The sequence below is a fragment of the Chroococcidiopsis sp. SAG 2025 genome (genome assembly GCF_032860985.1).
GTDB lineage: Bacteria > Cyanobacteriota > Cyanobacteriia > Cyanobacteriales > Chroococcidiopsidaceae > Chroococcidiopsis.
In genome coordinates this window covers 3,480,887-3,496,576 of the sequence record NZ_JAOCNC010000001.1, presented here as the reverse complement: position 1 = coordinate 3,496,576, position 15,690 = coordinate 3,480,887, and the positions used below count along the sequence as shown (strand labels likewise).

General features: G+C 45.4%; 18 protein-coding genes and 2 pseudogenes. 12 read left to right on the top strand and 8 right to left on the bottom strand.

Going from position 1 to position 15,690, the window contains the following annotated elements; genetic code table 11:
- The first annotated feature begins 455 nt into the window (after nucleotides 1-455).
- The 8 genes and pseudogenes from N4J56_RS41080 to N4J56_RS16915 all read left to right on the top strand — a co-directional run bounded on the left by N4J56_RS41080 (nucleotide 456) and on the right by N4J56_RS16915 (nucleotide 4,988).
- Nucleotides 456-596, top strand: a complete 141-nt coding sequence (locus tag N4J56_RS41080; RefSeq protein ID WP_410500519.1) for a hypothetical protein — start codon at nucleotides 456-458, stop codon at nucleotides 594-596.
- 49 nt (nucleotides 597-645) lie between these two features.
- Entirely contained in the window at nucleotides 646-822 is a 177-nt protein-coding gene (locus tag N4J56_RS16945; RefSeq protein ID WP_317107495.1) for a chlorophyll a/b-binding protein, read from the top strand.
- Between the two features lie 287 nt (nucleotides 823-1,109).
- Nucleotides 1,110-1,772 (top strand): hypothetical protein, encoded by a 663-nt coding sequence (locus tag N4J56_RS16940; RefSeq protein WP_317107494.1) that lies wholly within the window; start codon nucleotides 1,110-1,112, stop codon nucleotides 1,770-1,772.
- A 171-nt stretch (nucleotides 1,773-1,943) separates the two neighbouring features.
- Nucleotides 1,944-2,429 carry an allophycocyanin gene (locus N4J56_RS16935; protein ID WP_317107493.1) on the top strand — a complete coding sequence of 162 codons (486 nt, stop codon included), beginning with the start codon at nucleotides 1,944-1,946 and terminating at the stop codon, nucleotides 2,427-2,429.
- 155 nt (nucleotides 2,430-2,584) lie between these two features.
- On the top strand, nucleotides 2,585-2,890 hold the full coding sequence (locus N4J56_RS16930) for a P-II family nitrogen regulator (protein WP_317107492.1): 306 nt from the start codon (nucleotides 2,585-2,587) through the stop codon (nucleotides 2,888-2,890).
- A 202-nt stretch (nucleotides 2,891-3,092) separates the two neighbouring features.
- Nucleotides 3,093-3,360: pseudogene (locus N4J56_RS16925) on the top strand (RNA recognition motif domain-containing protein).
- 349 nt (nucleotides 3,361-3,709) lie between these two features.
- Nucleotides 3,710-4,003 (top strand): hypothetical protein, encoded by a 294-nt coding sequence (locus N4J56_RS16920; protein ID WP_317107490.1) that lies wholly within the window; start codon nucleotides 3,710-3,712, stop codon nucleotides 4,001-4,003.
- A gap of 139 nt (nucleotides 4,004-4,142) precedes the next feature.
- On the top strand, nucleotides 4,143-4,988 hold the full coding sequence (locus N4J56_RS16915) for an acyl-CoA desaturase (RefSeq protein WP_410500347.1): 846 nt from the start codon (nucleotides 4,143-4,145) through the stop codon (nucleotides 4,986-4,988).
- Nucleotides 4,989-5,309: 321 nt separating this feature from the next.
- Here N4J56_RS16915 and N4J56_RS16910 read toward each other — a convergent pair whose 3' ends face one another.
- Together N4J56_RS16910 and N4J56_RS16905 are read right to left on the bottom strand one after the other, a co-directional pair.
- On the bottom strand, nucleotides 5,310-6,044 hold the full coding sequence (locus N4J56_RS16910) for a transposase (protein ID WP_317105834.1): 735 nt from the start codon (nucleotides 6,042-6,044) through the stop codon (nucleotides 5,310-5,312).
- A gap of 41 nt (nucleotides 6,045-6,085) precedes the next feature.
- Entirely contained in the window at nucleotides 6,086-6,643 is a 558-nt protein-coding gene (locus N4J56_RS16905; RefSeq protein ID WP_317105833.1) for a helix-turn-helix domain-containing protein, read from the bottom strand.
- Between the two features lie 168 nt (nucleotides 6,644-6,811).
- Here N4J56_RS16905 and N4J56_RS16895 point away from each other — a divergent pair.
- Nucleotides 6,812-8,398 (top strand): annotated as a pseudogene (locus N4J56_RS16895) (B12-binding domain-containing radical SAM protein).
- 12 nt (nucleotides 8,399-8,410) lie between these two features.
- Here the strand turns inward: N4J56_RS16895 and N4J56_RS16890 are convergent.
- The 3 genes from N4J56_RS16890 to N4J56_RS16880 all read right to left on the bottom strand — a co-directional run bounded on the left by N4J56_RS16890 (nucleotide 8,411) and on the right by N4J56_RS16880 (nucleotide 9,870).
- The gene (locus N4J56_RS16890; RefSeq protein WP_410500346.1) at nucleotides 8,411-9,205 is read right to left on the bottom strand and encodes a DUF2993 domain-containing protein; all 795 of its coding nucleotides are present in this window, start codon (nucleotides 9,203-9,205) and stop codon (nucleotides 8,411-8,413) included.
- Nucleotides 9,206-9,396: 191 nt separating this feature from the next.
- Nucleotides 9,397-9,576 (bottom strand): NblA/ycf18 family protein, encoded by a 180-nt coding sequence (locus N4J56_RS16885; RefSeq protein ID WP_039717796.1) that lies wholly within the window; start codon nucleotides 9,574-9,576, stop codon nucleotides 9,397-9,399.
- Nucleotides 9,577-9,690: 114 nt separating this feature from the next.
- A complete protein-coding gene (locus N4J56_RS16880; RefSeq protein WP_317107485.1) occupies nucleotides 9,691-9,870 on the bottom strand; it encodes a hypothetical protein in 180 nt (59 codons plus the stop codon).
- 425 nt (nucleotides 9,871-10,295) lie between these two features.
- Between N4J56_RS16880 and N4J56_RS16875 the strand changes: the two genes are divergently transcribed.
- The 3 genes from N4J56_RS16875 (at nucleotide 10,296) to N4J56_RS16865 (ending at nucleotide 11,221) form a co-directional block, all read left to right on the top strand.
- The gene (locus tag N4J56_RS16875) at nucleotides 10,296-10,592 is read left to right on the top strand and encodes an RNA-binding protein (RefSeq protein WP_317107484.1); all 297 of its coding nucleotides are present in this window, start codon (nucleotides 10,296-10,298) and stop codon (nucleotides 10,590-10,592) included.
- Between the two features lie 130 nt (nucleotides 10,593-10,722).
- On the top strand, nucleotides 10,723-10,911 hold the full coding sequence (gene rpsU, locus N4J56_RS16870) for a 30S ribosomal protein S21 (protein WP_015154529.1): 189 nt from the start codon (nucleotides 10,723-10,725) through the stop codon (nucleotides 10,909-10,911).
- A gap of 103 nt (nucleotides 10,912-11,014) precedes the next feature.
- The gene (locus N4J56_RS16865) at nucleotides 11,015-11,221 is read left to right on the top strand and encodes a hypothetical protein (protein ID WP_317107483.1); all 207 of its coding nucleotides are present in this window, start codon (nucleotides 11,015-11,017) and stop codon (nucleotides 11,219-11,221) included.
- Between the two features lie 9 nt (nucleotides 11,222-11,230).
- Here N4J56_RS16865 and N4J56_RS16860 read toward each other — a convergent pair whose 3' ends face one another.
- From N4J56_RS16860 to N4J56_RS16850, 3 genes are all read right to left on the bottom strand, one after another.
- The gene (locus N4J56_RS16860; protein ID WP_317107482.1) at nucleotides 11,231-11,356 is read right to left on the bottom strand and encodes a hypothetical protein; all 126 of its coding nucleotides are present in this window, start codon (nucleotides 11,354-11,356) and stop codon (nucleotides 11,231-11,233) included.
- 29 nt (nucleotides 11,357-11,385) lie between these two features.
- On the bottom strand, nucleotides 11,386-12,120 hold the full coding sequence (locus N4J56_RS16855; protein ID WP_317107481.1) for a DUF1269 domain-containing protein: 735 nt from the start codon (nucleotides 12,118-12,120) through the stop codon (nucleotides 11,386-11,388).
- A 193-nt stretch (nucleotides 12,121-12,313) separates the two neighbouring features.
- Nucleotides 12,314-15,454, bottom strand: a complete 3,141-nt coding sequence (locus N4J56_RS16850; RefSeq protein WP_317107480.1) for an MFS transporter — start codon at nucleotides 15,452-15,454, stop codon at nucleotides 12,314-12,316.
- Nucleotides 15,455-15,690 lie beyond the last annotated feature (236 nt).

Genomic DNA, 15,690 nt, shown 5'->3' with positions numbered 1-15,690 from the left:
TCGGTGCATAGTTGTTGGTAAAGGTAGAAGCAACATCACAATCAGCTCTAGGTATCTAAATATGTAAATAGTATGTTACATTGATTGTGCGAGGTGAAAAGTAGGAGAGCTAGCTCTGTGTGCCTCTAATCGCAAAGGTACGTTTGATATCTACCCGATTAAAGAGTCGATTTTCTATCTGAGTACCCCATATCTGGAGAGTAATGTTGTAATGCTTTCCAAGATGTCTTTACTGTTGCGATCGCTACGTCAATTGGGTTAACTGCCTTTGCTTTTGGCAAGATGTTAACACTACGAGTCGATTGATTCCAGATTTAGATTTCTAGCTCCTAATGCAACATCGGCTGGCAGTTTTCACCCTAAATTGGGTACAGGAGGCAGCTATGGATCGAACTATCGAATTAACTTTAGAGCAGGAATTTAGCTTCAGAAGTTTCGCCGACCCAGTAAGGTAAATATCTCGCGAACAAGCTCAAGAGTTATCGATCTTGCAGTACAAGCAAATGATAATTCAGAACATGATATCCAAAGAAATTCTGAAAAAGGATTGGCAAATAGAGCAAGATTTTGGTTCGCTGAAAACCAAGAAACAGTAAAGACTTTACATCACCAAGCAAATCGCTAACAAAAATTGGAGTATTAACTATGTCTGCTAACACAAATCTTACTTCTTCGCTTAAAGATCGCAATGCTTGGCTTTGGGGATTTACACCCCAGTCTGAAATTTGGAACGGTCGTTTAGCAATGATTGGTTTTTTGTCTGTCATCTTAATTGAAGTATTTTCTAGTCAAGGCTTTCTTCACTTCTGGAATCTTCTATGAGTTAGCAGTTACCCTGTTATGATGCTGACTGCGATCGCGCCTTTGCCGTTGGCTAGGTCAGCTTCACTGACAAATAAGCTGTAATGAATCTTTTGAGCTTAACAAATTAATACACAGTTAAATCTAACTAATTCTTGGAGCTATTTCTAATCTCAAGACATCACTACAAAGTAAAATTCGAGACAATTTGCATTGGTGGCGTAGAGTACACAATTCAAAGCTTACTCGATCTCCAACAGTTTTCAGATCCACATGAGGAAGCTCTGCGGCTCGGAATCTCCTCAGCTATGTGGTCTCTATTTGGGCAAATATGGCCCATGAGTAAGATTTTGGCAAGGGTAATGCTTCAAGAGCCACTTGAAGGAAGGCGTATTCTTGAAATTGGTTGCGGTATTGGTCTACCTAGCATCGCGATCGAACAACTCGGCGGAGATATTACTGCGAGCGACTACCATCCTCTTGCTCAGTCTTTTCTGCTTGAGAATTGTATGCTCAACTCTTTAGCTCCCATATGCTTTAAAACTGGAAATTGGAACACAGTAAACCCGAGCTTGGGAAAGTTTGACTTAATAATCGGCAGCGATATTCTATATGAACATCAACAGATAGAGCTGATATCTTCATTTATCGATCGCCACTCTAGTAGTCAAGTGGATGTCATAATCGTCGATCCTGGACGCGGAGCGCACCGTGCATTTGCCAGAAAAATGCAACGTCTCGGCTATATACACTCTTGGACTGACTTAAAGGACTACCCAGATCGGGGTATCAAGCCGAAGGGATTCATACTTCGTTTTTCGCGTCATATTCGCTCGGAAAAAGCCGCATCAGGAATTCACACTCAATTGGAGGCAAAGAACTCAAGCTGTCTGGACACCCAAAGGTTAATCCAGTGTATTACTAGAGACGATCGCAACTCAACTTTTAGATATAGAAGCGATCGAGGGTGAGAAACTACACAACTTGCTGAGCCAGGTTCAAAATAGGAAATAAAATACACTGAATACAAAGAAGCGATCGCTATATTAGGCTTAAGTCAACAAAAAGTTTAGACCTAATATTTACATTGAATCGCGATAGCTTGAATAAATTCGCTCTCATTTCTTTAAAGGAATCCATTCATGAGTATTGTCAAGAAGTTGATTGTTAACGCAGACGCAGAAACTCGCTATCCTACCCCTGGCGAACTAGAGCAGATTAAGAGCTTAGCCCAGAGTGGCGATCGCCGCCTGCGCCTTGCTCAGGCGCTGACTGCTAATCGGGAAGGCATTATCAAACAAGCTGGAAGTCAACTGTTCCAAAGGCGACCGGACATTGTTTCTCCTGGGGGAAATGCTTACGGTCGGGAAATGACTGCAACTTGTTTGCGGGACATGGATTACTATCTACGTTTGATTACATACGCTATTGTGGCTGGTGATGCTACGCCGATTGAAGAAATTGGGGTGATTGGTGTCCGCCAAATGTACAGATCTCTGGGGACTCCTATCGAAGCTGTCGTCGAGAGCGTCCGAGCCATGAAGAATGTCACCAGCACGATGATGTCTGGAGAAGACGCTGGCGAAGTAGGTGCTTACTTCGACTACTTAATCGGTGCTATGCAGTAGAGCGAGGGCTTTTGCCGATCGATTTAAGTATTTTAAGTCTATGTAACATAACTCCGATCGGAATTCTGCCGAGCGATTTAAGCTTTGGTCGATCTGGTCGGATAAAATTGGTTAAATGACACAGAGTAAAACTAAATACCAAAGTGGAGTTTCCTATGTCACCCGAAGCCACCCCAGTTCAATCCGCCGTCCTGGTTACTATTATCGGCGAAACAGTACTCAAAGATAGCATTGTCCAATTACTAAAAAGTCACAATGTAAGTGGCTATACTATCATTCAAGTGCAAGGTGAGGGTGGTCACGGCAGACGCTTGGGAGACATGGCAGGCTACAACACTAATATTGAAATCAAGACAATTGTGTCGCCAGAAGTGTCAGATACTATTTTATTGGCACTTAAAGAGCATCATGGCAAGCACGCTTTAATTGCCTTTCGACAAAAGGTAGAAGCTTTGTATTGATTGTTAAACGCGAGTTTGAAGAAGTTAAAAAGCTACTGAAAAAGCTGCTCAAGAATTATTTCTTTAAGCGCGATCGAGCATTTTATGCTAAGATTAAATCAACGAGAATTATTTTCGGCTACGTGACTAAGCATTAGACACTCTGCCATAGACATCTTCCCGAATCTAAAGCTCTACACCTAATAGGTTTGGGGGGTTTTTTATGTCAATTTATATAGAAAATTTATCTTCTGAAGTCGAAGAAGACGACCTCAAGCGGATATTTTTAGTATGGAACTGTGAAACAAGTTCATGTACCTACAAATCATAAAACTGGCAAGAACAGAGGATTTGCTGTAGTAGAAATGGAAACATGTGCCGAAGAAATATCGGCAGTTCAGATGCTGAGAGGTATTGAATGGATGGGTCGTATCCTCACAGTGAATAGAGCTAGGATTGAGTTAAAAGACGTTTGGTTGAGCCGCTTGTAGAAAATATTTTCAGCGGGAAGCAATTGCTTTTTTGATTTCTCTAGCCGTTTAATCAACAAGAACGCAGCAGTGCAGTAAAAAATGGGACATGCGTACTGTTGCGAGTAGGTTTCTACTACCGCGAGATTCAAACGATCTTTATTTTAATTTCTACTAATTGTCTCATCTGACTTTGCCCGCTTTATTGCTTCAGAATTGCGATCGCAGTCACTTCCGAAAAAAGACGTAGTTAAGGGCTTAATCGAAAGATTTTAAACTTGAAGTGCAGGTAAGAGCTATGGATTCAACTTTAGATTGCTGCGATCCCAATAAGAATTAAATCGAATATTAACAAACATAGGTTAGAAAAATGCAAGTTTTATTAAATAAGTCTCTTCAATCACTGGCTCATTATACAACTGAAAACAGCCGAGAGAATCTAGCCGTGTATGCTGGGCAATCTAAATTGAGGAAGTCTACATGTCCTTGTTGTTCATACATTTTGCTCCGTCATATAGATTTGGCAGGAATTTACTGGCGTTGTAGTCACTGTTATCAAGAAATGCCAGTTTATCAACCACTGTATAGCGATCGCAATGACCAATCAGCTCAAGCTCTGAGACCTGCTGTAGTTATTGCCAAGCTCAACAGCTTGAAGTTGTGAAGATAGTTTGTATTCGACTTAACCTTCCAATAATTTGTAGTTCTCTACTTTAGCAGTACAGCTACTTCAAACTCTAGGCGGACACGAGCGATAAAACACTTGGCTAGGATGAGAAACATAAGTCATAAGTAAGGTTTTCATGACGACGAATATGGTTGAAACTGACCGCGGAAATGGTCAGCCGCTCGTATTGAATTGGACGAGCATAACGTTTTTTGCGGCAGTTCATGCTATAGCTTTATTAGCACCCTGGTTTTTCTCCTGGTCGGCTCTGGGAGTAGCAATCTTCCTCCATTGGTTATTTGGCAGTATTGGCATTTGCTTGGGGTATCATCGATTGCTAACTCATCGTAGTTTGCAAGTGCCGAAGGGATTGGAATACGCGATCGCCCTGATCGGTTCGCTAGCGTTGCAAGGTGGTCCGCTCTTTTGGGTCGCGGGGCATCGCAGGCATCACACATACACCGAAGACATTGACAAAGATCCCTACTCTGCAAAACGGGGTTTCTGGTGGAGCCACATGGGTTGGCTGCTGTACAAACGTCCAGAGTTTTTTGAGTACGAATCCAACCGGAAATTTGCACCGGATTTAGCAAAAGATGCGTTCTACCGTTGGCTCGATCGCTACTATCTGCTGTTGCAAATCCCACTCGGAGTTGGACTATACCTGCTTGGGGGTTGGTCATTCGTTATCTATGGACTATTCGTAAGAGCAGTCTTGCTCTGGCACAGTACTTGGCTGATCAACTCTGCAAGTCACATCACTGGCTACCGCAGCCATGACTCCGATGATAATTCTCGTAACCTGTGGTGGGCAGCAATTCTCACCTACGGGGAAGGCTGGCACAACAACCATCATGCCTATCCCAACGTGGCAAAAGCGGGTTGGAAGTGGTGGGAAATCGATCTGACCTGGTGGACAATTCTGCTCCTGAAGCAAATGGGGTTAGCTCGAAAAATTGTCCTACCACCAACAGCCTCATAACGCGCACTCGAATCTTGGCTTGTTAAAGAGGCTAATGCTATTTTTCAAGCCTTACGTTGTTCTATTTAGGGATGCGAACCTTTCAAAATCCCACTATTATTTGAGATATATGTCGAAGCCCTGTCTAAGATTTGACAGCTTCACTTAGGAGAATTAATGTTCGACTTCAATACATTAGCTGAGTTTTTCAGGCACTACTGCATTGGCATTTGTGCATTTCTGATTCCAGCCAATCTGGTTGCTACATCGTTAACAGGAATCTTTGCGGTGCTGCATCGCCCAGCTGCTCAGGTGTGGCAAGCCGCTGGAATTGCTATTGGGTCATTTGGTATGAGTGTTGCCATTATTTTTGGCAATAGTTGTCCGCCGAAGAGGACGATGCGTACAGGCACCAGAACCACCAAGAGAGTGAAATCTTTGACGCGCTCTGTCTCGACGTTGCGCTCGTAATCCTGCCCAGACAAACGGCGTTGGTTGTTGGTTCCATCCAAAAGCAGTTGCTTCCAACCACTCAATAATTTGATAGGCTGTTTGCGGATGATGCCCCTCTAGAGCTCGGCGTTTGAGAATTCGTTGAATCGACTCAGCCATATTCAGCCAGCTACCGCCAAGAGGTGTGTAGAGCGGCATGATGCCATGAGCACACAGCCACAATACCAACTGGGGAGTTTTATGTCCGACCAAGTTATCCATCACTAGCAACATTCGCAGTGGCGGTAAGTCGTGTGGGAGTGTAAAGCGTACTTTCAACCCCTGCTGCCAACTTTTCCATAACCGTTGATTTTCTTCAGGCTTGAGTAATCGAGCTGGAGTTGGCAGTGATTGTACAACACTAGCTAATTCTTGCTTGAGCCATTCGTGCAACACAGCATTGGTACAACTGGTAACACCCTTAACTCGTACTTGCCCAGTAGCGGGATGGAATAGCGTTAACAGCTTGGCTGTGCCATTACGGATATATTCATGTTCTTGCCGTGTCGGTTTACCTACTGGCTGCCAATTGCTACCAGGGTAAGGAGCAGTGCCAAATGGTCCCGCCTCGTCTTCGCACCACACACTCAAGCCTAGCTTCTGTCCCTGAGTGTAAGCGCGTTCTATCAGTTTTTTTTTGCCACGGTATCTGGGTCAGTTACTACTACTAGCTTGCCTTTGCGTATGCGCTTCACCTGTCCAGTTTTTAACCAACTGCGGCTCTTTTGCCAGCTATAGCCCGCCTCTTTGAGTACCTGCCAAATTGTATAAGTACTGATTTGGGTTAAGCCATCAGGAGCCTGACGCAAAGCCCGTTGAAGTGTAGCTACTGACCAGGTTGCCGTGCCCTCTTTCTGCCGCTCTGGTTGACGCTGAAATTCGGACAGGATGCGTTGTTTTTCTGGTTCGCTGTATTGCACTACTGCCCCACCGCCATGTCGAGGCTGTAAGGCAGCTAAGCCTTCAACATTGAAGCGACTGACCCACTTGCTGACCGTATCACCACAGCGTAATCCTACTAACTGCGCTGCACTCGTGTAATCAGCCCCAAGAGCCACGGCTAGAATCGCTTTGGCCCGCATGACACTAGCAGATGATTGGGATTGAGAACGGCTCAGTTTTTTCAAGTCGGTTTGTTCTTCATCACTTAACGGTCGCAAAGGTGCTTTTTTTTGCCGTGTCATCACAACCTGAAAAACTATGTATCTTCACTTTAATTGACCATCCTTTTTATGGCAACACTCATACCAAATGACCCACTAGTATCTTTGCTTTAGCGATGAAGTAGAAATCACTGATGCGATCGCGCTTCTTCACACTTAAAATCCAGTCCATACGAGGAAACTTCGTATATGAAGGCACTCTTGCTCTACCCTTGTTTTCCCCAGTCTTTCTGGTCTTACGATCGCTGTATGGAAATGGCTGGACTCAAAGCAGTCATTCCGCCATTGGGAATTATTACAGTTGCAGCAATGCTGCCAAAGGATTGGGAAATTAGGTTTTATGACCGTAATGTAACCCAGGAAACAGATGGCGATTGGCAGTGGTGCGACATGGTTATTCTTTCTGCCATGCTGGTTCAGAAACCGGACTTCCACGCCCTGATTCAAAAAGCTGTACGGTTGGGCAAGAAGGTGGCAGTGGGGGAACCATATCCAACTTCAGTCCCTCAAGATGCCCTCGCCTCTGGAGCGCATTATTTGGTGCTGGATGAAGGCGAGCTAACTATCCCGCAATTTCTAGAAGCACTTTCCTAAGGTCAAGAACAAGGAATATTTCGCGCTACCGAGAAGCCTGACGTTACCACTAGCCCGATTCCCCGCTTCGATCTGCTCCAACGGGATGCCTACTTCATGATGGCAATTCAGTTTTCTCGCGGCTGCCCCTTCAACTGCGAATTCTGTGACATTATCACGCTTTATGGTCGTAAACCGCGCACTAAGGAACCAAGTCAGACCTTAGCAGAGTTGCAAAATCTTTACGACTTAGGCTGGCGGGGGTCGCTTTTCATCGTTGACGACAATTTTATTGGGAATCAGCGCAATGTCAAACGGTTCCTACGAGAATTGATTCCTTGGATGAAGGAACGCAGCTATCCCTTCACATTCATCACTGAAGCCTCGGTTAACCTAGCAGAGGATGATGAACTGCTACAACTCATGCAAGAAGCAGGGTTCTACGCCGTCTTTCTTGGTATCGAAACTCCAGATACTGATAGCCTGCAAACCACTCGCAAGTTGCAAAATACCCGTAACCCGCTAATAGAAGCCTGTCGCAAGATTAATGAGGCAGGATTGTTAATTTACGCAGGTTTTATCCTGGGCTTTGACGGAGAACGCTCGGGTGCTGGAGAACGAATTCAAGCATTTGTGGAACAAACTAGTATTCCTCAACCAATGCTAGGAATTCTGCAAGCATTGCCCAATACTGCCCTTTGGAATCGGCTGGAAAAAGAACAGCGCTTATTAGAGAGCGTTGGTGTCACCCAAGTCGGGGATCAGAACACGTTGATGAATTTCATTCCCACTCGACCAGTTGCTGAAATTGCTAGAGAGTATGTAGAAGGCTTCTGGATGTTGTACGAACCCGCAAACTATCTCAAGCGCTGTTTTGAACAATGCCTTAGCATTGTTCCCCCGGCTGGGCGAAAGCAGAGTATGCACTTTGCTCCAGGCAAGGGGCTGCGGCTATTAGCACGGTTGATCTGGCATCAGGGCTGGCGACGAGCTGAAATTCGGGCGCAATTTTGGCGACAGCTGTGGGTAATCGTGCGTGCGAAACCTCAAGTTCTGAATATGTATCTGGGGCTGTGTGCGGCTGGAGAGCATTTCTGGGAGTACCGCGCTTTAGCAAGGGAGCGAATTACGCAGCAGCTAGGTTACGATCCACTGGCAGAAGCGACGCTACCAGTTAAAGCACTGATGCACGTCAGCACCTGATTTACTAGCAAACTAGGAGTTGGCGGGGATGCGCTCAATTTGGGCGTAGCCGCTGAAAATCAATAGTTTTTCTTGGGTTTCCAATTGGTTGAGTCGGATCGTGATGCCATCGAGATCGAAGCGATCCAAATCGACCATGCGATCTAAAATCTCTACCAATATGATGCTTAGGGTTTGAGAGATTTCTCGTTGAGATTCTGGTACGCTATCTGCTTCAAACTTCGGCTCGCAAAAAGTAAGGCGGCGTCGTCGCTCGATGGTTATGGTTGCACTCAGACTAATCGGCACGAGTTCGCCGTTGCTTAGATCGGCATTAGCCCAAATCTGCACCCGATTGTTGGCTATTAGCTGTAGCCGCACAGCTTCAAAAGAGATTGAATTACCACCAGATATATCGGATAAAGCAGGTAGATAGAGGTTTTGAAGGCGCTTTTTCACCAGCTCTGCCCCAAAAGCGCGATCGATCCCTGCTTCTGAGAGAGTGACTCGAACAATAGCTTGGGTGGGTTGCGCTAAAACCAGTTTGCCGCGCAAAAGGCTACTGAAGTCAATCGCTACGGCATCAGCGATGAGGGTCATTTCTTCCGCCCGAAATTCCTGGCGGATAACGAGTCCCCGACCGCTCATTTTGAAGCTATCGATGCTACCCTGCAAGAGTTTACTGGAAAGATAGCAGTGGATCGAGCCTTCTACTGACTCGCTTTGAGTGAATAGATAGCGAATTGTTTTGTTAGCAACAGTGTTGAGTAGGCGCTCTCCCCAATCGCTTCCCATAGGATTAGTTAAACTAGTTAGGCTGCTGAACATAGAAATGCGTCTATGAAAGTTCTTCGACTGAATGCAGATGCTAAGCAGCTAGTTAAGCAGGTACTCAAACAGTGATGCTAGCAGGAGATGGGAAACAATAATCAAGTGACCTCTAGATTCAGGTCAGTTTTTCTGACGGGAGGTGTTTTACAGCTGTGATTTATTTCCCGACTGTATCTGGAGATTCCACCCTAGTCCAGATGCCACTCATGCTTCAGAAATTCCTGGTACATTGTTTTCTGAATTATCATTTGCTTATGCAGCACAATCAAAAATTCCTGGGCTTGTTCGCGGGACATCTGCTGCACTTGGTCGGCAAAGCTTCTGAGGCTAAATTCTTGCTCTACAGATAATTTAATGGGCTGATTCATCGCTGACTCCTGCCCCACTGGGGCGAAAACTAGAAGATCGAGTCTAGCTAGATATCTTTGTCTGAGGATTAGATACCTAGTTCGCTCGCTATTGTCATACTGAGCTAATTGCCACTACAAAGATTTGCTAACTACTGCTTTCTTCGGTCTCTTTCCTGCTTTGAGATCTCCTTTTTGGTTAAAATGCATTTCCAGTGGTTCGCAGGTATAAATATCAGGCTCCATCAAGAAGCTATCGGCAGTCATACATTCATTCAGGTTGAGGGTATTCCCTTCTTTATCGGTGTAGCGCATGGATGCCCTCGTGTAAGCGTATGTAAATTATTATAACAAAATATTTCTGTCAATCTGCTTGAATATTTCAACGACTAGTCTTGACCGCACTCAATCGGAGTTATGTATCTTTTGACTAGATTCCAACTAGATAAATCAAGAGCAAAGTTCCACAAAACAAAGCACCAAAGGCTTTTGAGCGCATACATCTAGCGATGCCGGAGGGAGCGTCTACACAGCTTGTTAAAATATGGCGAAGGTCTTTTATCGCTAACTAAAATGTATTCAATACGCCCATTCCGACGCGATCGCTCTCGTGCGAGAGTTCAATAGTGCGCTAGTATAGTGAGTGAGACTAAAATTCGGTTATATCGTTTGTTTTTAAAATTAACAGGCTTCTCTCCGAAATCTAAATCTCTACACCTTTTGATTTTGGAGACAATCATATGTCTATATACGTCGGCAATTTATCATACGAGGTAACGCAAGAAGACCTCAGTGCTGCTTTTGCAGAGTACGGTTCTGTCAAGCGGGTGCAACTCCCAACCGATCGCGAAACTGGTCGGATGCGCGGCTTTGCTTTTGTGGAAATGGATACAGATACTGAAGAAACAGCCGCCATTGATGCTCTCGATGGTGCTGAATGGATGGGGCGCAACCTCAAGGTTAATAAGGCAAAGCCTAGAGAAGACAGAGGCTCATTCGGTGGTAATCGCAGAGGTAATTTCTCTAGTCGCTACTAAGCTTTAAGACAGATAATTTAACTCTAAGGTTTAAGGGTAGATCGGGAGTCTACCCTTTTTTGCTAACAACTTAATTTCAGGATAAATTGCCCAAATTCTATCCTAATTTACTCAATTGAGAGGAAAATAGATGGCACAAATTATTTTGGGTGAAAATGAAGGAATTGAGTCAGCCTTGCGTCGATTTAAGCGCGAAGTTTCTAAAGCAGGGATTTTTTTAGACATCAAGAAACATCGTCACTTTGAAACGCCAATTGAAAAACATAAACGTAAGGAACTCGCTAAGCATAAGCAGCGTAAAAGACGTTCCCGCTACTAAGCTAGCTGTCTGAAATTTCAGTTTTTACAGCTTGAAATGGCATCATTGTTGTACCACATGCGGAATTTAGCAAACGTTAGGAAAACCCTAACAGAGCAAAGTCATGAAAATTCAAGTATTGGATATTCAAATCGGCGATCGCATTATTGCTTACTGCAATAACAAAAGACAAGCCTGTACTGTCAAGCAGATACTAGTTTCCGAGCGAGATAGTATCGCACTGACAGTATGTCCTTCCACCCATTATCGAATTTCACTCTCCCGAGTGATTCGATTTCACCGAGATGCTTCGATCGATTTAGCAAGCTGAAGCTATTCTTTAGAACCAGAGCGATCGCACCTCATCACTTCTCAAGTAGCTAACTTCTACCTGCCCTAATTGGAAAAAGTAGCTACTGGGAGCCACTGTCTCCTCAAACAACTTTCCAGGGGCAAACGCAGGCATTACCTGGAACAAGTCGATACTATGCTGGTTCAGTGAGTTTTGTCCCGACGATCGACAATAATAACTTCAGGAGCGTCGTCAACACTACCTTCGGTGCGGTAGGTGGGGTTAGCGGTATTGACGTTATCGACAATGCCTTCGGTGCGGTAAGCCGGTCTAGTCGAATTCACGCGCTCTACATCAGTCACAACATCGGTGCGGGTAGTGGTCGCATTTGGGTTGTTATATACACCCCATTCTTGAATCCCGCCACCGCCGAGAATTTTGGCTGCGTGGGCGATTTCGTCGTCAGTGCCATCCACAATAACTAAATAATGACCTCTAGAAACGCGATCGCTGTAAACTTTGGCTCTTTCCTCGGGAATCCCCAAGCCAATTAGTGCGCCTAGCAAACCGCCCGCAGCCGCACCAATCGCACCACCAGCCGCAGTTGTAGCCAGGGCTGTAGCAACTTCGCCCGCTAGCATCACTGGACCAACACCAGGAATTGCTAAAGTGCCTAGTCCAATCAGTAAGCCAGTCAGTCCGCCTAAAACTCCGCCTGTCACCGCTCCAGTTGCTGCGCCCTCATCAGCTTTGTTGCCGACGCGATCGCGATCTTCGACATCTACACCAGCAATATCAGGTTTGCTGTCTGCATCTTGGGCGATGATGGAAACCCGACCCATCCCAAAACCAGAACGCTTTAATTCATTCAGGGCGCGTTCCGCATCTTTACGCCGCTCAAATGTGCCTACTGCTCGTCTGTGGTAGCCTAAAGTCATTTTTTTGCTCCAATTTCAAAATTCAAGTGGAAACTTTCAATCAGTTATCAGTGACCAGTAACCAGTGATTAGGCGTATGGCTCTTGGATTGCTACCCGCCACCAACGCTTACCACGCATTCATTCGCTCTTGGACTTAAACTCAACTCAATGAAGCCGATAACTGGTAACGGATTACTGGTCACTGGTCACTGTTAAAACAATCCGCCGATCCCATTCACGGCTAACGCTCCGGCGATCGCAGATGCGGCAAGAGAAGTCAAAGCCGTACCAAACAACCACCAAGCTGCACCAGCTGCGGCTTTTTTGGTTTCTACTGCTGTTGCCTGAGCTTGTTGTTTCAAAGCTTCTAGCCGTTTTTGCGTTTCTTGTTGAATGCGTTCGGCTTGATGCAGAACGCGATCGCGCGTACCTTCAATTTGACCCACAATCCGCTCGGCATCGGCTGGGGAAATATCTTCGCGGGAACTCAACACGGCGATTAGTGTGTCGCGATCGAATTGGCTCAAGCGATTGCGTAGAGCCTCAAATCCCGCTTGCGGATCGTCAAACAAGGTCGTGAAGTCTTGCTGAATTCCCTCGTAGTTGAGTTCGGGACGCTCTAGCGAGTTGAGGTAGTTGCGGATGCGATCGAACACCCCATCGATAACTGACTGCACGCTACGCTGAATTTTCTCAATTTGCTCGGCAATAGAGTTACGTACGGCAAGGATGCGATCGACAATTTGATTCGCTTCTTCTTCCGAAATATCTTCTCTTTGAGACAGTAAAGCCACAATCGTCGAACGATCGAAGTGCGAGAGGCGATCGCCCAAGCTACCGAATCCAGCACGGGGATCGTTGAGCAATAGTTGCAAGTCGCGCTCGATCCCTTCGGGATTGAGTTCTTCTTTATTCGTATTCCGCAAGTAACTTTCTAAAGTTGCCTCAAAATCGATCGCCTGCTGTTGGACGCGGCTTGCCAAACGGCGCGGTGCTTGGACGATGCTGTTAATTGCGTCTTCCACAGAGTCGATTGCTCGGTTGACTTGTTCTTCGCTCAAGTCTTGCCGTTGCGACAGCAGTTTCACCAAGGTTTCTCGATCGACGTGAGACAAGCGATCGCGTAATGCTACGGCTCCCTCTTGGGGATCTTCCAATACTTTACGTAAATCCTGCTGGATGCCTTCAGGATTGAGTTCCTCTAGGTTGGTGTTACGCAGATATTCAGAAATCGCTGTCGTCGTTTTGTCGTATTGCTCTTTGGTTTTACCTGCTAGCTGTTGCGGTGCTTGTAAGATATTATCGCGGACTGATTCAAGGCGATCGAGAGTTTGATTTATTTGCTCCTCGCTCAAATCTTGACGCTGCGATAGCAATGCTACTAACGTTTCGCGATCGAACTGCGATAATCTCGATCGTAATACAGAAATTCCCACTTGCGGATCTTCTAGCAAGGTGCGAAAATCGCGTTCGATCCCTTCAGGGTTGAGTTCTTCTTTGTTGGTATTGCGGAGATATTCTTCTACTTTTTGTCGTATTTCTGTTGCTTTGGCTTGCGCCTGTTCTTGCAATTCTTTGGCACGGTTAACAACGCGATCGCGAGTGCTTTCGAGTTGACCGACAATATTATTTGCTTCCTCTTCGCTAATATCCTGGCGCTGTTTGAGCATTTGTACCAAAGTATCGCGATCGAATTGCGATAGGCGATCGCTTAGTGTTTCCACACTCGCTTCTGGATCTTCTAGAAGAGTTTGGAAGTCTCGTTGAATTCCTTCAGGATTTAGTTCTTCCTTGCCAGTCGATCGCAGATAATTTTCTACGCGGCTACCCAGGTCTTGCGATTGCGCTTGTGACGCACCAGCAGAAACCGTAGCTAAAATATCGGTGCGGATCTCTTCTAGTTGCTGAGCAACTTCTTGGACTTTGTTCTCAAGTAAATCGCCACGCTGATTCAGCTTTTGAACGAAATAATCTTTGTCCAACTGCTCCAGCTCTCGTTTGACTTTACTTGGATCGGCTTGCGGATCGTAAATAACATCTCTAAATTCTTGCTTAATCGTTTCGCGGTTGAGATGCCACGGGTAAGATTTCAGCAAATAGTCATCTACATCGCTGCGGATGGTGCTATTTGGCAGTCCTGGTAGTTTTTGTGCTTGCTGTTGCACCTGCTGTTTAAATTGCTGTAACTGACCGGAAATCTTTTCTCGGTCTACTTCTGGTAACTTATCGACGAACTTTTGCAGTTGACCAGAAATATTCTCCACATCAACCCCAGCCAGATTAGTTCTTTCGAGTACTGCTGTAGTAAGGGCGCTGACACCCAATTGCACGGCTCGATTTCCCCAACCGTTGCCTTGCTTCCCGTTCGATTGACTTGTTTGTACCAGTTGTTCCAGTTTTTCGCTCAAATCGCTGGAATTGAGTTGTTTGGGAGAAGCTTCTTTAATAAATTGACTTAATTGCGCTTGTGGATCTGCCTCACCTTTGCTGATCGCCTGCTGCCACACTCCTTGCAACTGGTCTACAATCCGATTCACGTCTTGTTTGGACAAGTCCGTGCGATCGCTGACCAAATCTGCAAATGTCTCGCGGTTAATGTTACGTAGCAAATCGCTATCAGCCACAGATTTTAAATCTGAGCTGTTGAGAATCGTTTCAAACTGACCGCGAATCTCGTCTAGATTCAGTTGCGGTAGTTGTAAATTTTCCAAAGACTTTTGCAATGTCTTGCCGATCGCGTCTGGGTCGAGTCCTGTAGTGAATTCTTGCCGAACTGCGGCGGCGATCGCTTCAGCCGTATCCACAGCTTGGTTTTTCGCTGCATTAGCGCCCAAAGCGGTAGCTGCTGTCCCTAGTAGTCCTTGAAAGCCAGAGGTAGCAGTGCTGACTAAAGAACCGATCAGCGAACCGACTGTAGTTGAGCCTAACCACAACAAGATGGAAAAGTAGGTAGACCAAATAACTACCCCAAGAATTGCCCCTAATACCGCACTGCTGACTAAACTGAGTTTCACTGCCAAAAAACTAGCCGCGAACAGAGCTACACCACCAGTGGATAAAGCCAACAAACCCACTGCGGTTGAGATTTTGCGGACTGTACTACCTAAATTATCCGTATCATCAGCATCTCCCCCACCTAACGCGGAAATACCTAGAGCCACGGAAAAGTTAGTTAACAGGAGTTGAAAGGCAAACGCCATCACTACACCTGCAATTAATGCCACCAAGAATTGCGGTCCAGAAAAGACAGCGGCAGCTTCTTCTGGAGTCAGAATTTCTTCAGTCGTTATAACTTGTGCTAAGTAAAGATTTGCGAAGTCAAATTGTTTTGCTATTTCTGCGATTTCCCACATATGATTTACTCCATTCATGCTCGATCGCAAGTCAAATTTTTTATTTGAGCTGCCCTTTAATTGCCAGCTTAGCTATTAACTAAGGTCGTTACTACTTTCCCAAGTGAGGAATACTCTACTCCTCAAGGATTGTATTTGAGCTGTTAGAAATGATGCGAGCTTAAGTTATATGCAAAAGTAAAATTTTGTTTCACACACAGAAGATCGCTAAAAGCATTCGCTGATGCGATCTTCAA

Bases quoted from the DNA above. Each gene is read 5' to 3' on its own strand.
- N4J56_RS16945 (WP_317107495.1), top strand. From the start codon at position 646: ATGTCTGCTAACACAAATCTTACTTCTTCGCTTAAAGATCGCAATGCT.
- N4J56_RS16940 (WP_317107494.1), top strand. From the start codon at position 1,110: ATGTGGTCTCTATTTGGGCAAATATGGCCCATGAGTAAGATTTTGGCA.
- N4J56_RS16935 (WP_317107493.1), top strand. From the start codon at position 1,944: ATGAGTATTGTCAAGAAGTTGATTGTTAACGCAGACGCAGAAACTCGC.
- N4J56_RS16930 (WP_317107492.1), top strand. From the start codon at position 2,585: ATGTCACCCGAAGCCACCCCAGTTCAATCCGCCGTCCTGGTTACTATT.
- N4J56_RS16920 (WP_317107490.1), top strand. From the start codon at position 3,710: ATGCAAGTTTTATTAAATAAGTCTCTTCAATCACTGGCTCATTATACA.
- N4J56_RS16915 (WP_410500347.1), top strand. From the start codon at position 4,143: ATGACGACGAATATGGTTGAAACTGACCGCGGAAATGGTCAGCCGCTC.
- N4J56_RS16905 (WP_317105833.1), bottom strand. From the start codon at position 6,643: ATGACACGGCAAAAAAAAGCACCTTTGCGACCGTTAAGTGATGAAGAA.
- N4J56_RS16890 (WP_410500346.1), bottom strand. From the start codon at position 9,205: ATGTTCAGCAGCCTAACTAGTTTAACTAATCCTATGGGAAGCGATTGG.
- N4J56_RS16885 (WP_039717796.1), bottom strand. From the start codon at position 9,576: ATGAATCAGCCCATTAAATTATCTGTAGAGCAAGAATTTAGCCTCAGA.
- N4J56_RS16880 (WP_317107485.1), bottom strand. From the start codon at position 9,870: ATGCGCTACACCGATAAAGAAGGGAATACCCTCAACCTGAATGAATGT.
- N4J56_RS16875 (WP_317107484.1), top strand. From the start codon at position 10,296: ATGTCTATATACGTCGGCAATTTATCATACGAGGTAACGCAAGAAGAC.
- rpsU (WP_015154529.1), top strand. From the start codon at position 10,723: ATGGCACAAATTATTTTGGGTGAAAATGAAGGAATTGAGTCAGCCTTG.
- N4J56_RS16865 (WP_317107483.1), top strand. From the start codon at position 11,015: ATGAAAATTCAAGTATTGGATATTCAAATCGGCGATCGCATTATTGCT.
- N4J56_RS16860 (WP_317107482.1), bottom strand. From the start codon at position 11,356: ATGCCTGCGTTTGCCCCTGGAAAGTTGTTTGAGGAGACAGTGGCTCCC.
- N4J56_RS16855 (WP_317107481.1), bottom strand. From the start codon at position 12,120: ATGACTTTAGGCTACCACAGACGAGCAGTAGGCACATTTGAGCGGCGT.
- N4J56_RS16850 (WP_317107480.1), bottom strand. From the start codon at position 15,454: ATGTGGGAAATCGCAGAAATAGCAAAACAATTTGACTTCGCAAATCTT.